Source organism: Acidovorax sp. ACV02 (assembly GCF_014851475.1).
GTDB classification, from domain to species: domain Bacteria; phylum Pseudomonadota; class Gammaproteobacteria; order Burkholderiales; family Burkholderiaceae_C; genus Acidovorax; species Acidovorax delafieldii.
Genome location: NZ_JACUZU010000001.1, coordinates 648108 through 662708, shown reverse-complemented (window position 1 = coordinate 662708; position 14601 = coordinate 648108). Strand labels below are relative to the sequence as shown.

11 protein-coding genes and 1 pseudogene are annotated in these 14601 nt (G+C 66.0%); 11 read left to right on the top strand and 1 reads right to left on the bottom strand.

What is annotated here, in order from left to right; genetic code table 11:
• Nucleotides 1-48 precede the first annotated feature (48 nt).
• The 4 genes from IB236_RS03095 (at nucleotide 49) to IB236_RS03080 (ending at nucleotide 3822) form a co-directional block, all read left to right on the top strand.
• Nucleotides 49-882 (top strand): alpha/beta hydrolase, encoded by an 834-nt coding sequence (locus IB236_RS03095; protein ID WP_192418743.1) that lies wholly within the window; start codon nucleotides 49-51, stop codon nucleotides 880-882.
• A gap of 63 nt (nucleotides 883-945) precedes the next feature.
• Nucleotides 946-2187, top strand: a complete 1242-nt coding sequence (locus IB236_RS03090) for a multidrug effflux MFS transporter (RefSeq protein ID WP_192418741.1) — start codon at nucleotides 946-948, stop codon at nucleotides 2185-2187.
• Nucleotides 2174-3175, top strand: a complete 1002-nt coding sequence (gene miaA / locus IB236_RS03085; RefSeq protein ID WP_192418739.1) for a tRNA (adenosine(37)-N6)-dimethylallyltransferase MiaA — start codon at nucleotides 2174-2176, stop codon at nucleotides 3173-3175. The genes IB236_RS03090 and miaA overlap by 14 nt, the downstream gene beginning before the upstream one ends.
• A complete protein-coding gene (locus tag IB236_RS03080) occupies nucleotides 3172-3822 on the top strand; it encodes an ABC transporter ATP-binding protein (protein ID WP_192418737.1) in 651 nt (216 codons plus the stop codon). Before miaA ends, IB236_RS03080 begins: the two co-directional genes overlap by 4 nt.
• Nucleotides 3823-3858: 36 nt before the next feature.
• Here the strand turns inward: IB236_RS03080 and IB236_RS03075 are convergent, their stop codons facing one another.
• Entirely contained in the window at nucleotides 3859-4287 is a 429-nt protein-coding gene (locus IB236_RS03075; protein ID WP_056061601.1) for an Hsp20/alpha crystallin family protein, read from the bottom strand.
• A 216-nt stretch (nucleotides 4288-4503) separates the two neighbouring features.
• Here IB236_RS03075 and IB236_RS03070 point away from each other — a divergent pair, with 216 nt between their 5' ends.
• The 7 genes and pseudogenes from IB236_RS03070 (at nucleotide 4504) to IB236_RS03045 (ending at nucleotide 14563) form a co-directional block, all read left to right on the top strand.
• Nucleotides 4504-7179 (top strand): FtsX-like permease family protein, encoded by a 2676-nt coding sequence (locus IB236_RS03070; protein WP_192418735.1) that lies wholly within the window; start codon nucleotides 4504-4506, stop codon nucleotides 7177-7179.
• A gap of 218 nt (nucleotides 7180-7397) precedes the next feature.
• The gene (locus IB236_RS03065) at nucleotides 7398-8096 is read left to right on the top strand and encodes an IPTL-CTERM sorting domain-containing protein (RefSeq protein ID WP_225580914.1); all 699 of its coding nucleotides are present in this window, start codon (nucleotides 7398-7400) and stop codon (nucleotides 8094-8096) included.
• A 969-nt stretch (nucleotides 8097-9065) separates the two neighbouring features.
• Nucleotides 9066-9203 (top strand): annotated as a pseudogene (locus tag IB236_RS24255) (glycosyl transferase); the annotation flags it as partial.
• A gap of 127 nt (nucleotides 9204-9330) precedes the next feature.
• Nucleotides 9331-10029 carry an IPTL-CTERM sorting domain-containing protein gene (locus IB236_RS03060; RefSeq protein WP_225580914.1) on the top strand — a complete coding sequence of 233 codons (699 nt, stop codon included), beginning with the start codon at nucleotides 9331-9333 and terminating at the stop codon, nucleotides 10027-10029.
• Between the two features lie 1165 nt (nucleotides 10030-11194).
• On the top strand, nucleotides 11195-12265 hold the full coding sequence (locus IB236_RS03055) for a glycosyltransferase (protein ID WP_192418734.1): 1071 nt from the start codon (nucleotides 11195-11197) through the stop codon (nucleotides 12263-12265).
• A gap of 43 nt (nucleotides 12266-12308) precedes the next feature.
• Nucleotides 12309-13373, top strand: a complete 1065-nt coding sequence (locus tag IB236_RS03050; RefSeq protein ID WP_192418733.1) for a PLP-dependent cysteine synthase family protein — start codon at nucleotides 12309-12311, stop codon at nucleotides 13371-13373.
• A gap of 20 nt (nucleotides 13374-13393) precedes the next feature.
• On the top strand, nucleotides 13394-14563 hold the full coding sequence (locus IB236_RS03045; RefSeq protein ID WP_370539873.1) for a lipocalin-like domain-containing protein: 1170 nt from the start codon (nucleotides 13394-13396) through the stop codon (nucleotides 14561-14563).
• Nucleotides 14564-14601: the final 38 nt, after the last annotated feature.

Genomic DNA, 14601 nt, shown 5'->3' with positions numbered 1-14601 from the left:
GCTTGACTCTCACCGAACTTTTGTACCTGCGCCAGAATCAGTCGGACGATGAAACGAATCCCTCTCCTTGCATCCCTGGCGCTGGCAGTGGCCGTGAGCGTGGGTTGCGCCACCCTTGACGCCAAACAGCGCGAATGGATCTTCCAGCCCAGCGACCGCAGCTGGGGGGGCGCGCCGTCCACCGAAGGCATGCAGGACGTGTGGATCGAGTTCACCTCCGACGCCAGCGGCAAGGCCGAGCGCCTGCACGGGCTGTGGCTGCCCCACACCCAGGCCAAGGCGCCGGTGCTGCTGTACCTGCACGGCGCGCGCTGGAACGTGGCGGGCTCGTCAGGCCGCATCCGGCGCATGCAGGAGCTGGGCTTTTCGGTGCTGGCCATCGACTACCGGGGCTTTGGGCGCAGCAGCGCAGGCCTGCCGTCCGAGGCCACCGCGGCCGAGGACGCCCGCGCCGCCTGGAACTGGCTGGCCGAGCAGCACCCGGACAAGCCGCGCTACATCTTCGGCCACTCGCTGGGCGGCGCCATTGCGATCGATCTGGCGCGCCAGGTGCCGGATGAAAAGGGCACCATCGTCGAAGGCACCTTCACCAGCATCCCCGACGTGGTCAGCACCTTCAAGTGGGGCTGGCTGCCCGTGTCGCCGCTCATCACGCAGCGGTTCGAATCCATCCGCAAGGTGGCCGAGATCGGCTCGCCGCTGCTGGTGGTGCATGGCAGCGACGACAGCCTGATCCGCCCCACGCTGGGCCGCCAGCTGTACGAGGCAGCGCGGGAGCCCAAGCAGTTTGTGCTGGTAGAGGGCGGCTCGCACCACAACACCAACTCTGTGGGCCAACGGCAGTATCGCGCGGCGGTGGCATCGCTCTTCCACCTGAAATAGCCCGGGAGCACGCCCTGGGCCCGCCCCGGCCGCGGATGTACCTTCTGGTACCCTCAGACAGATATGTCTGCCCCCTCCGCCACCGCAGCGTCTGCGGCCGCCCCTGTCTCTGTCCAACCCGGCCTGGCCATTCTGGTACTGGCCCTGTTGCTGTCCATCCAGCCCGTCACCACCGACCTGTACCTGCCCGCGCTGCCCGCGCTCACCCGCAGCCTGGGCGCGCCCATGGCGGCGGCGCAGCTCACGCTCAGCGGGCTGCTGCTGGCGTTTGGTTGTTCGCAGATGGTGTGGGGTCCTCTGTCTGACCGCTTTGGCCGCCGCCCCATCCTGCTGGCGGGCCTGACCATCTACACCGTGGCCTCGCTGGGCAGTGCCTTTGCGCCGACCATGGGCCTGCTGATTCTGTGGCGCATCGCCCAGGGTGCTGCCATGGGTGCCGTGGTGATGTGCGCGCGCGCCATCGTGCGCGACCTGTACACCCCGCTGGAGGGCGCCCGCGCCATGTCCAAGGCGCTCACGGGGCTGGGCATCGTGGCCTGCATCTGCGCGCCCATGGGTGGCCTGCTGAGCGAATGGCTGGGCTGGCGCGCTGCGCTGCTGGCACTCACGGTGTACGCCGTGGTCACGCTGGCGCTGGTGGCATTGCGCTTGCCCGAGACCCTGTCCCACCGCAACCCCCAAGCGCTGCAGCCCCGTGCGCTGGTGGGTACCTGGCAACAGGTGTTGCGCAGCCCCACCTTCTGGGCGTTTTCGCTGCAGACCACGGCCACCTATGGCGGGCTGTTCACCTTTCTTGCGTCGTCCTCGTTCGTCTACATCGACGTGCTGGGCCTCACGCGCACCATGTATGGCTGGGTCATGGCGTCTGCCTGCGTGGCCTACTTTGCGGGCACCTTTGTGTGCCGCGCTCTGCTGGCACGTTTTGGCCTGCAGCGCACGGTGGCCATTGCCGGGGCCTTGAGCGCCAGCGGCGGCACGCTGATGGCGCTGGTGGCCTGGATGGGCTGGCACCACCCCTGGGCACTGACGCTACCGTTCTACCTGTTCATGGTGGCGCACGGCATCCACCAGCCCTGCGGGCAAAGTGGCGCTGTAGGGCCCTTCCCCAAAGCAGCAGGCGTCGCATCGGCCCTGAACGGTTTCATGATGATGCTGGCGGCCTTTGCCATTGGCGGCTGGCTGGGGCTGCGGCTCGATGGCACGGTGTGGCCGCTGGTCAACGGGATCTGGTTCTGGTCGGTGGTGCTGGCCGTGATCTCGTGGACGCTGGTGCAGAAGTTTGGAGCGCCCCGTGAGCACGCCTGACACCCTCCCTACCATCGCCCTGGCGGGCCCCACGGCGTCGGGCAAGACCGCCGGCGCGCTGGCGCTGGCCGCTGTGCTGGGCAAACAGGGCCGGCCGGTCGAGATCATCAGCGTGGACTCGGCCCTGGTGTATCGGGGCATGGACATTGGCACCGCCAAGCCCACGCCCGACGAGCGCGCCGCCGTGCCGCACCACCTCATCGATATCCGCGATCCGCTGCAGGCCTACAGCGCCGCCGAGTTTGTGCAGGACGCCACCCGGCTCATCGCCGAGATCCGCGCGCGCGGCGCACTGCCATTGCTGGTGGGCGGCACCATGCTGTACTTCAAGGCCCTGTTTGATGGCATTGACGACATGCCCGCCGCCGACCCCGAGGTGCGCGCCAAGATCGAAGCCCAGGCGGCCGAGCAGGGCTGGCCTGCCCTGCATGCCGAGCTGGCGCGTGTGGACCCAGTGACGGCCGCGCGCCTGGCCCCCGGCGACAGCCAGCGCATTCAACGTGCGCTGGAGGTGTGGCATGTCTCGGGCCAGCCGTTGTCGAGCTTTCACACTATTAAAAAGATAGCAGACAACACAAACAACACCGGCGCAAGCGCGCTTTTCTCCTTGGAACCCGACAACCGGGTCTGGCTGCATGAGCGCATCGCCCAGCGTTTCGACACCATGCTGGCCGGAGGATTCATTGATGAGGTGGCGGCCCTGCGCGCACGCGGCGACCTGCACCCCGACCTGCCCTCCATGCGCTGCGTAGGCTACCGGCAGGTGTGGGAAGAACTCGACTTCCAGGCCAGCCGCCCCGCTGGCACGCCGTTGAACACCGCCTTCCTGCGCGAGCGCGGCATTGCCGCCACGCGCCAGCTGGCCAAGCGCCAGATCACCTGGCTGCGCAGCATGCCGCAGCGCCACGCCATCGCCTGCGACCAGCCCCATGCTGTGGCCACGCTGGTGCAGGCCGTGCTGCAGCGCCTGGAGCAGCCCACGCCATGACGCTGCTGCGTGTGGAGAACCTGGGCAAGCACTACGGCAGCACGCCGGTGTTCGCCAACGTGCAGTTCACCATGGCACCCGGCGAGTTTGTGGCCATCGTGGGCGATTCGGGCGTGGGCAAGTCCACGCTGCTCAACTGCCTGGCGGGGCTGGATACCTGGAACACCGGCAGCATCACCCACGGCACCACCGACCTGGGCCAGCTCGACGACACCGCCCGTGCGCTGTGGCGCCGTGCGCATGTGGGCTTTGTGTTCCAGGCCTTCCACGTGCTGCCGCACCTGGACGTGGCACAGAACGTGGCCCTGCCGCTGATGCTGCTGGGCCAAACCGACGCGGCCCGGGTGCAGCACATGCTGGCCGCCGTGGGCCTGGAGGCCTTCAGCGCACGGCTGCCGCAGCAGCTCAGCGGCGGCCAGCTGCAGCGCGTGGCCATCGCCCGCGCACTGGTACACCGCCCCGCCCTGCTGCTGGCCGACGAGCCCACCGGCAACCTCGATCCCACCACCGCCACGCGCGTGATGGACCTGCTGCTGGCGCAGACACGCGAGCACGGCGCATCGCTGGTGCTGGTCACCCATTCCGACGCTGCCGCGGCGCGGGCCGACCGGGTGCTGCGCCTCACGGCCAGCGGCATCGCCGGTTAGGCAGAGCCCCATTGCAGCCAAAGCGGCTGCGGGCTCTTACTCGATGTTCAGCCGCTGCGCCGCCTTGTTCACCTTCTTGGGCAGGGTCAGCGTCAGCACGCCGTTGTCATACTTGGCCTTGGCCTGCGCGGCGTCCACATCGGCGGGCAGCTGGAAGCTGCGCGCCACGGCGCCAAAGTAGCGCTCGCTGCGCAGCACCTTTTCGCCTTCGCGCTTTTCATCGTGCTGGCGCACCTCGGCGCGCAGGCTCACCACATTGCCTTCGAGCGAGACATGGATGTCCTCCTTGGCCACGCCGGGCACCTCGGCCTGCACCGTGTAGCCACCTTCGGTTTCCTTCACATCCACCTTGATCTGGCTGGGCGAAGGCAGGTTGTCGCCATGCAGCGGGCGCACGTAAAAGCCGGGGGCAATGTCCTTGAAAAAGTCGTCAAACAGACTGCCACGGGTCACGAGAGAGTTCATGGTTTTGGCTCCTGAAAAGGGGTTGGTACAAACAACCGGGCCTGCGCAGGAGGGCGGGCCCCTGAGAGGGTGCGAACAAAGCCCTACATGCCTGCGCGCGGGGCTCATTCACACCTTCTGGCTCCAAGTTAGGCGCAGCCTTTCGGCACTTCAAGAGGGCGCAAAACGCAAGGTTGATGTACCTCAAAGGCGCTGCAGCTGGCCCCTGCAGCCACAATGCAGCCCATGCTCGCCCTGCTCCGCACCTTCTCCTGGCAAGACCTCCGCCACCATCCCTGGCGCAGCGCCGCAGCGGTAGCAGCAGTGATGCTGGGTGTGGCGCTGGCGTTTGCGGTGCATGTGATCAATGCGTCGGCACTGGACGAGTTCTCGCAGGCGGTGCGCGCCGTCAACGGCCAGCCCGACCTGGAGCTGCGCGCCATGCAAGGCAGCCTGCCCGAGGCTCTGTACGAACGCCTGGCCACCGACCCGCAAGTGGCCCGCGCCAGCCCGCTGCTGGAGCTGTCGGCCGTAGCGCAGGCAGATACAGCCGCGGGTGCCAATGACCAGTCCCTTCGCACGCCCATCCGCGTGCTGGGCGCCGATGCACTGCTGCTGCCCACCATGGCCCCGGCGCTGGTGCCGCGCCCCTGGGACAGCGCCGACCGGTTCGCCCTCTTCGCACCCGCCACGGTGTTCCTCAACACGGCCGCGCTGCAGGTACTGGGGCTTTCTGCCGCCGCTCCAGCACCATCCTCGCCCCTGCCCCGCCTCACGCTGCGGGTGGGTTTGCAACAGGCGCTCACGGTGCAGGTGGCGGGCACCGTGACCGCCGGCGGCGCGCCGCTGGCCGTGATGGACATTGGCGCCGCGCAAGACCTGTTTGGCCGCGCGGGCGCACTCACCCGCATCGACCTGCAACTGCAGCCCGGCACCGACCGCACTGCGTGGGAAGCCACACTGCGCGCGCAGCCCGGCTGGCCTGCCAACCTGGTGCTGGCGCAGCCCGGCGATGCCACCCAGCGCATCAGCAACCTGTCGCGCGCCTACCGGGTCAACCTGACGGTGCTGGCGCTGGTGGCACTGTTCACCGGGGCGTTTCTGGTGTTTTCGGTATTGGCCCTCAGCGTGGCGCAGCGCGGGCCGCAGTTTGCGCTGCTGGCCGTGCTGGGCGCCACGCCGCGCCAGCGGCTGGCACTGGTGCTGGCAGAGTCGGCAGCGCTGGGCCTGCTGGGCAGCGTGCTGGGCATAGCGCTGGGCACCGCGCTGGCGGCCACGGCACTGCAACTGCTGGGCGGCGACCTGGGCGGTGGCTACTTTGCGGGCGTGCGGCCCGCGCTGCAATGGAGCGCCCCCGCCGCCCTGGTGTACGGCGCACTGGGCGTGGCGGCCGCCTTGGCGGGTGGCTGGTGGCCCGCACGCGCCGCGCAGACACTGCCCCCGGCCCAGACCCTGAAGGGCCTCGGCGCCGCAGCCAGCCAGGCGGACAAGGGCACTGTTGGTATCGTTTTGATAGCTACCGGGGCACTGTTGACTGGCGCCCCACCCGTATTTGGCATTCCACTGGCTGCCTACGTGGCCATTGCGCTGCTGCTGGTGGGTGGCATCGCCCTGCTGCCCTGGGGCATGGCGCGGTTGCTGGCGTGGCTGCAGCCCCTGGCCGCACGCCATGCGCTGCCACTGCTGGCGCTGGAGCGCGCGCGGCGCATGCGTGGCAGCGCGGCCATCGCGGTGGGCGGTGTGGTCGCATCCCTCAGCCTGGCCGTGGCGCTGACGGTGATGGTGTCCAGCTTTCGCGGCTCGGTCACACAGTGGCTGGACGCAGTGCTGCCGTCGCCGCTGTACGTGCGCTCGGCCCTCAGTGCGGGTGGCACGAGCGGCGGTGAGGCCACGTTGCTGCCCGCAGGCTTTGCCGAAGCGGTGGGCCAGTTGCCAGGGTTGGACCGCATGCAGCCCCTGCGCGCCAGCCCACTGCAGCTGTCCCCCACCCTGCCCTCGCTCACGGTGCTAAGCCGCCCCTTGGGCGATGAGCCGGCGCAGACCCTGCCGCTTGTGGGCGAGGCCCTGCCGGTGCCCCCCGGCCGCACCGGCGTGTACATCAGCGAGGCCGTGGTGGACCTGTACGGCCTGCGCCCCGGCATGGAGTGGCCTGCACTTTCCAAGGCTTTTAGCCCCAAAGCGCTAGAGAATCATGCGCCAACAGCTATCTTTTACATAGCAGGCATCTGGCGGGACTACGCCCGGCAAACCGGCGCCGTGGTGATGGACCGCGCGGTGTGGCTGCGCCTGACCGGCGACGCCCGCACCAGCGACCTGGCCCTGTGGCCCAGCGGGGGCACTGATGTGTCTGCCTTGCAGGCGTCCATCCGCGCAGTCGCTGCGACCCAAGCCGGCCGCCAACCCTCCACTGCGGCGGGCGCCACCACGGGCGACGGCAACGAGGCCCTGGTGGAATTCAGCTCCGCCGCCACCATCCGCGAGCGCTCGCTGCGCATCTTCGACCGCAGCTTTGCCGTTACCTACTGGCTACAGGCCGTCGCCATCGGCATCGGCCTGTTCGGCGTGGCCGCCAGCTTCAGCGCCCAGGTGCTGGCACGGCGCAAGGAGTTTGGCCTGCTCGCCCACCTGGGCCTCACGCGGCGCCAGATCCTGACCGTGGTGGCGGGCGAAGGGGCCGCGTGGACGGCGGTGGGTGCAGCGGCGGGGGTGCTGCTGGGGCTGGCCGTGTCCGTGGTGCTGGTGCACGTGGTGAACCCGCAGAGTTTTCACTGGACGATGGATTTGGCAGTGCCGGGTTGGAGGTTGCTGGCGCTGTGTGCTGCCGTTGTTGTGTCGGGCACGGTCACCGCATGGCTGGCAGGCCGGGCGGCGGCGGGAAGGGATGCGGTGATGGCGGTGAAAGAGGACTGGTGACACACCACTTGTGATCATTCAATAGCGCCGTTAAAAATTGTTTGCAATCTCGGAAGATTTTGATAATCATCCTTTGAAATGCCAGCGCAAGCGACATAGAAGCGCAGGTGGCGGCAAGGCGTGACCAGCGTTGTCCGCCACGCCCCGGGCACAGTCACTTGGCAATGCAAGACTGAGCTGCCGCGTACATAACGTACATAAGAGTAAGAGGGAAATCCATGAAATCAGTATTCCGGCATATGGCCGCCGCAGCCGTGCTCTGTTGCGGCCTCATCGCCCCCGCGTGGTCGCAATATGTCGTGGGCGCTGGCGCTTCGATTGACATGTCCGGAGGAGGCTCTTGGGATCTCGGCTGCCTCCCCGTGCAGGTGGAAGGCTCCCTGATCATCGGTGCCGGCCAGTTCTCGACAGGCAGCAACCTCGACATCGCTGGCTCGGGGGTTTTCAACGGCGGCACCGGCCTGCTTCAAGTGGGCGGCAACCTGAGCAGCTCCGGCACGTTCAACCCCGAGACCGGCTCTGTGGTGCTCACAGACGGATGCATAGGCAATACCAGCCAGCTTTCAGGCACCTTGGTGTTTCGCAATCTGACTTTGTCCAGCTCCACGGGACGTACCTTTGTCATTCCGGCAGGTACCAACATCACCGTGTTGGGGACCCTGACGCTCCAAGGAGCACCGGGACAAAACATCCAGCTGATCTCTTCGGGTGGCGGCACTGCCGTCATCAACCTTGGGCCCGGCGCAACAGTCAACCGCACCTTCGCCACTGTGGCGGGTAACGTTCAAATCGGCGCGGCCGTTGCGGCCAGCAGCATCCCGACACTCAGCGAGTACGGCTTGATGCTTCTGGCACTCCTGATGGGCATGGCTGCCTTCTGGCGCCATCGCCGTGGTGCCACAACACCGCACGCTTGATATCTGCAACCAGGAGCGATTTGCCATGACATTCCCCTTCCATCCCCTTCGCCTGATGGTTGCACTGAGCGCAGCCTATGCCTTGCACACGCCGCTGGCCCTGGCCGCCGACATCTCCGCCACTGTCCCCAGTGGTGGTGGCTTTGTGATCAAGAACTCCGCCGGCACCCAGGAACGCTTTCGGGTACAGGACAGTGGTGAAGTGCGGGCCCCTGGCCTGAGCGGCGCAACGCCCAACACCAACCTCACCTGCTTTGATGGTCCCACAGGTCGCCTGGGCCCTTGCGCAGCGGGTATTGGATCTGGCGCCACCGGTGCAACAGGCCCGACAGGCGCTACTGGAGCCATTGGAACGACCGGCCCCACAGGCAGCGCGGGAGCAGCAGGTGCCACTGGGGCAACTGGCGCAACGGGACCCACCGGGGCAACTGGCGCCACGGGCGCCACCGGTGCCACGGGAGCAGGCGCTACCGGTGCAACCGGCCCAACCGGTGCAACAGGCCCTGTGGGAGCCGCTGGAGCGGTGGGCCCCACAGGCGCCACTGGGGCCGACAGCACTGTGCCCGGGCCACAGGGCACCCAGGGGATCCAGGGGATTCAAGGCCCTACGGGGCCGACCGGCCCCACAGGCAGCGCTACCGTATCGTTGACAGAGTATTCCAACGGATCCAATTGCGACAACGTCACACCACCGTACACGGTCCAGGTAGAAGCCACCTGTGGCGCAGGAAAAGCTGTGATCAGTGGCGGATGTGAGACAGCCTCCCCCACCACCGACCTGTTTTCGATCAGCAAACGCGTGGGCACAGACAAGTGGAGCTGTACCTTCTCTTGTGGAAGTGCGAGCGCCATCACAGCCTACGCCTACTGCCAATAAGGGGCGCCAGCGCCGCCGCCATTCGCGCACGGACGAAATCGATCTTCAACCACGCGCTGCAATCATTGGCCCCGCTCCGCATTTGCCTGAACATGATCGTGAAGGACGAGGCACCGGTGATCACCCGGTGCCTCGCTTCGGTGAAGCACTGGATAGACCATTGGGTCATCGTTGATACGGGCTGCACGCAGGGCATCGTCCGCGAGTTCATGCAAGGCATTCCTGGCACGCAGTGCGATCTCCTACCGGAACTTCAGGTACCGGTAATTTCACAACATTCACCTTGCGCACAGTCACTTGGCAATGCAAGACTGAGCTGCCGCGTACATAACGTACATAAGAGTAAGAGGGAAATCCATGAAATCAGTATTCCGGCATATGGCCGCCGCAGCCGTGCTCTGTTGCGGCCTCATCGCCCCCGCGTGGTCGCAATATGTCGTGGGCGCTGGCGCTTCGATTGACATGTCCGGAGGAGGCTCTTGGGATCTCGGCTGCCTCCCCGTGCAGGTGGAAGGCTCCCTGATCATCGGTGCCGGCCAGTTCTCGACAGGCAGCAACCTCGACATCGCTGGCTCGGGGGTTTTCAACGGCGGCACCGGCCTGCTTCAAGTGGGCGGCAACCTGAGCAGCTCCGGCACGTTCAACCCCGAGACCGGCTCTGTGGTGCTCACAGACGGATGCATAGGCAATACCAGCCAGCTTTCAGGCACCTTGGTGTTTCGCAATCTGACTTTGTCCAGCTCCACGGGACGTACCTTTGTCATTCCGGCAGGTACCAACATCACCGTGTTGGGGACCCTGACGCTCCAAGGAGCACCGGGACAAAACATCCAGCTGATCTCTTCGGGTGGCGGCACTGCCGTCATCAACCTTGGGCCCGGCGCAACAGTCAACCGCACCTTCGCCACTGTGGCGGGTAACGTTCAAATCGGCGCGGCCGTTGCGGCCAGCAGCATCCCGACACTCAGCGAGTACGGCTTGATGCTTCTGGCACTCCTGATGGGCATGGCTGCCTTCTGGCGCCATCGCCGTGGTGCCACAACACCGCACGCTTGATATCTGCAACCAGGAGCGATTTGCCATGACATTCCCCTTCCATCCCCTTCGCCTGATGGTTGCACTGAGCGCAGCCTATGCCTTGCACACGCCGCTGGCCCTGGCCGCCGACATCTCCGCCACTGTCCCCAGTGGTGGTGGCTTTGTGATCAAGAACTCCGCCGGCACCCAGGAACGCTTTCGGGTACAGGACAGTGGTGAAGTGCGGGCCCCTGGCCTGAGCGGCGCAACGCCCAACACCAACCTCACCTGCTTTGATGGCCCCACAGGTCGCCTGGGCCCTTGCGCCAGCGGTATAGGCACTGGCGCCACCGGTGCAACAGGGCCCACCGGGGCCACTGGCGCCTCTGGAACGGGTGCCACTGGGACAACCGGAGCCATGGGTGCTACCGGTGCGACGGGCGCCACGGGGGTCACAGGAGCAACGGGCGCCACCGGTGCTGGCAGCACCGTCCAAGGGCCTACGGGACCTACGGGGGCTCAAGGTATCCAGGGCATTCAAGGGCCTGCCGGCCCTACCGGGGCAGACAGTACCGTGCCTGGACCACAGGGGAACATCGGTGCAACTGGCGCCATGGGGCCAACAGGGGTTACCGGCGCTGCGGGGGCTACTGGGGCCACCGGGCCTGCAGGAAGTGGAGGTTACCGCTGGCAGGGCATCCTCGCGTCCACTGTAACCACCACGTCGGGTTATATGAACGGTTCAGCGGTGGCCCCATCAGGCATTGCCATCTATGCAATGCCCTCGAACTGCACCGTCGCTAACGTCAATGTTCGCTCCGTAAACTCCTTTCCCGCGCTGACGACAAACTTGCTCAGGGGCAACGGTTTCGTGGCACCCAGCCTTGTCAGTTCCTGCACAGGTACTCCGTGCACCATCGCAGCCAACCAAGCGTTCAATGCAGGCGATTCTTTCGCGGTCACGGTGGATGGTGGCGGTGCTCAACTCGGAACCACCAGCGGTGGGCTTTCCGTTGAATTTTCGTGCCAGTAGCGTTGGTGCACTCACAAGCCACGTCTCGAACAACTCGCTCTTTCATCGGTGTGCATGAACCGGACTGGCGTTCAATGAACGGCTTCGTTGTTGTACTGTGTAACCGTCTCGCCAAAGGCTTTTCTACCGCGCTCGACTGACCTCCCTGCCGTACATTGCGGCGGTACCTCCATGCGCAACATTACGCTCAACATGATCATCAAGAACGAGGCACCGGTGATCACCCGGTGCCTTGCTTCGGTCAAGCCCTTGATAGACCACTGGGTCATCGTGGACACGGGTTCCACCGATGGCACGCAGGACATCGTCCGAGATTTCATGCAAGGCGTTCCCGGCACGCTGTTCGAACGCCCCTGGAAGAACTTTGCGCACAACCGCAACGAGGCACTGGAACTAGCGCGCCCCTATGGCGGCTATCTGCTCTTCATTGACGCCGATGAGCAACTGCGTGTGCCGCCCGACTTTGCCTGGCCCGCGCTCTCGGCCGACGGGTACACCCTGACCTGCCACATGGACGGCTGGGAGTATCAGCGCAACAGCCTGGTGGCCACACGCATCGGCTGGCGTTGGGAGGGCGTGCTGCACGAGTACCTTACGGCCAAGCAGCATGGCCCCTGGCAGACCCTGCAAGGGCCCGTCATCCACGTATCCCACGATGGCGCCCGCGCGCGCGACCCGGAGACCTACCTGCGCGACATGGCGCTGCTGGAACAGGCAGTGCGGGATGACCCCACGAATACACGCAACGTTTTTTACCTTGCCCAGAGCTGCCGCGATGCCGGGAAAATCGAACCCAGCTTGCAGTGGTACCAGCGACGGGTTGACATGGGGGGGTGGGACGAAGAACGCTGGTATGCCCTGTTCCAGATCGCCGTGCTGCATGAGCGCAACCAGGCCCCACCCACCACCGTGCGCAATGCTTATCTGGCTGCCTACGCGGCCCGCCCGCAGAGAGCTGAGCCCCTGTGCGAACTGGCCCGCTATCACCGCGAACGGGCCGAACATGCACTTGCCACCGTGTTTGCCTTGCAGGCGTCACATATTCCGCAACCTGCGGACATTCTTTTTGTGGATACACAGGTGTACGCATGGCGTGCACTGGATGAACTGGCCGTCAGTGCCTTCTACACCCCCCACCGAGACCTGGGCCGTGCTGCGCTGCAGCGGCTGCTGGCCGAGCGCCGATACCCGACGGACCAAGCCCAACGCATTGAAGCAAATCAGGCGTTCTACGGACTGTGACCTCCAGCACGGTACAGGCTGAAGGCGCTGCGACAATGCGCACATGCAGATCCCGCCCTCCCCTACTCGATGGCTCCACGAAGCCATCTCCCGCATCGAAGCCGACTACCAGCGCAGTGCCGACACCCACCTGATCCCACTGCGCCTGCCCGCGTTTGCCGCGCATGGCATTGACCTGTACCTCAAGGACGAATCCACCCACCCCACGGGCAGCCTGAAGCACCGGTTGGCGCGGTCGCTGTTTTTGTATGCGCTGTGCAATGGCTGGGTGCATGAGGGCTCGACCATCGTCGAGTCGTCCAGCGGTTCCACGGCGGTGAGTGAGGCTTATTTTGCCCGGCTGCTGGGGTTGCCGTTTGTGGCAGTGATGCCGCGCAGCACCTCGCCCGAGAAGGTCGCGCAGATCGAGTTCCATGGCGGGCGTTGCCACTTTGTGGATAGCGCGGGCGCTGTGTATGACGCGGCCCGTGCGATTGCCGAGGAGACGGGCGGCCACTACATGGACCAGTTCACCTATGCCGAGCGCGCGACCGACTGGCGCGGCAACAACAACATTGCCGAGAGCATGTTCACCCAGATGGCGCGCGAGCCGCACCCTGTGCCGCGCTGGATCGTGGTGGGCGCGGGCACGGGTGGTACTAGCGCCACCATTGGCCGCTATGTGCGCTACCAGCGCCATGCCACGCAGGTGTGTGTGGCCGACCCGGCGGGGTCGGTGTTCAGTGCCTACCACCGCACGGGCGATGCGCAGCTGACGGCGCCAGGATCCCGCATTGAAGGCATTGGTCGCCCACGGGTGGAGCCAAGCTTTATCCGCACGCTGGTGGACCACATGGTGGATGTGGCGGACTGCGAGTCCATCGCCGCCATGCGTGCGCTGTCGCAGTTGCTGGGGCGGCGCGTGGGCCCGTCCACCGGCACCAACTTTGTGGCCATGCTCACGCTGGCCAGCGAGATGCGCGAGCGGGGCGAGCGCGGCTCCATCCTGTCGCTGTTGTGTGATGCGGGCGAACGGTACTTGCCCACGTATTTCGACACTGAATGGGTGGACCGCACGTTTGGTGATTGCTCGGCCGCACAGCAGAAGATAGACGCACTGATCGGCTGACGCCCGCTACCCTCCGCACCATGCCCTTTTCTGCTTTGCCTCCAGGCCCGTTGACGCCACCAAGTGGCCCTCTGGCCACCCGACGCCAGTGGCTGGTAACGCAGATGCCCGTGGGCCTGGCAGCCGTAGGTGCTGCAGGGTGGTTGCCCGAGACAGCGCATGCATTGCCTGCACGGGCGTTGACCTTTCCCCGTGACCACGGCAGCCACCCGGAGCTGCGTACCGAGTGGTGGTACATCACCGGCCATGTGCAGGCGCAGGGGCAACCGTGGGGCTTTCAGATCACATTCTTTCGCTCGCGGGTCGATGCAACGCAACAGCTGCAGTCGGCGTTTGCTGCCAAACACCTGCTGTTCGCGCACGCCGCCATCACCGATGTGCGCGGGCAGCGGCTGGTGCATGACCAGCGCATTGCGCGTGCAGGGTTTGGGGTGGCGCAAGCCAGCGAGGCCGACACCCGCATCCGCCTGCAGGACTGGGCACTGGAACGCAGTGACACCGCACGCGGAAAGCCAGACTTTGCAGCCAGCCGCTACACCACACACGTCGTGGGCAGCGAGTTTGGGCTGGACCTGGTGTTTGACAGCACCCAGCCCTTGCTGTTGCAAGGGCAGCAGGGGCTATCCCGCAAGGGGCCAGACGCCGAGCAGGCCAGCTACTACTACAGCCAGCCCCAGCTCACCGTCAGCGGTACCTTGCAGATGGGCAACCAACGCATGGCGGTGACGCCCGACACCGGCCGTGCCTGGATGGACCACGAGTGGAGCGAGGCCCTGCTGCACCCTGAGGCCCAGGGGTGGGACTGGATTGGCATGAACCTGCATGATGGCAGTGCGCTCACGGCCTTCCGACTGCGGCGGGCTGATGGCACCGCGTTGTGGGCGGGTGGATCGTGGCGGGCGCCCGGGCAGCCGGTGCAAGTGTTTGGCGCACAGTCTGTGGCGTTCACCCCCTTGCGGTGGTGGGCCAGCCCGCGCAGTGGCGCGCGCTACCCAGTGCAGTGGCGGGTGGAAACGCCCGCAGGCAGCTTTGAAGTGAATGCGCTGCTGGAAAGCCAGGAGCTGGACAGCAGCGGATCAACGGGGGCCATCTATTGGGAAGGGCTGTCTGACCTGATGAGCGCCGGAGGCCAACCCATGGGTAGGGGCTACCTGGAGATGACCGGATACGCAAAGCCGCTGCGCCTGTAAAAGCAGCAGCGGCTTGATGCCAGAAAGATACCGCCAGA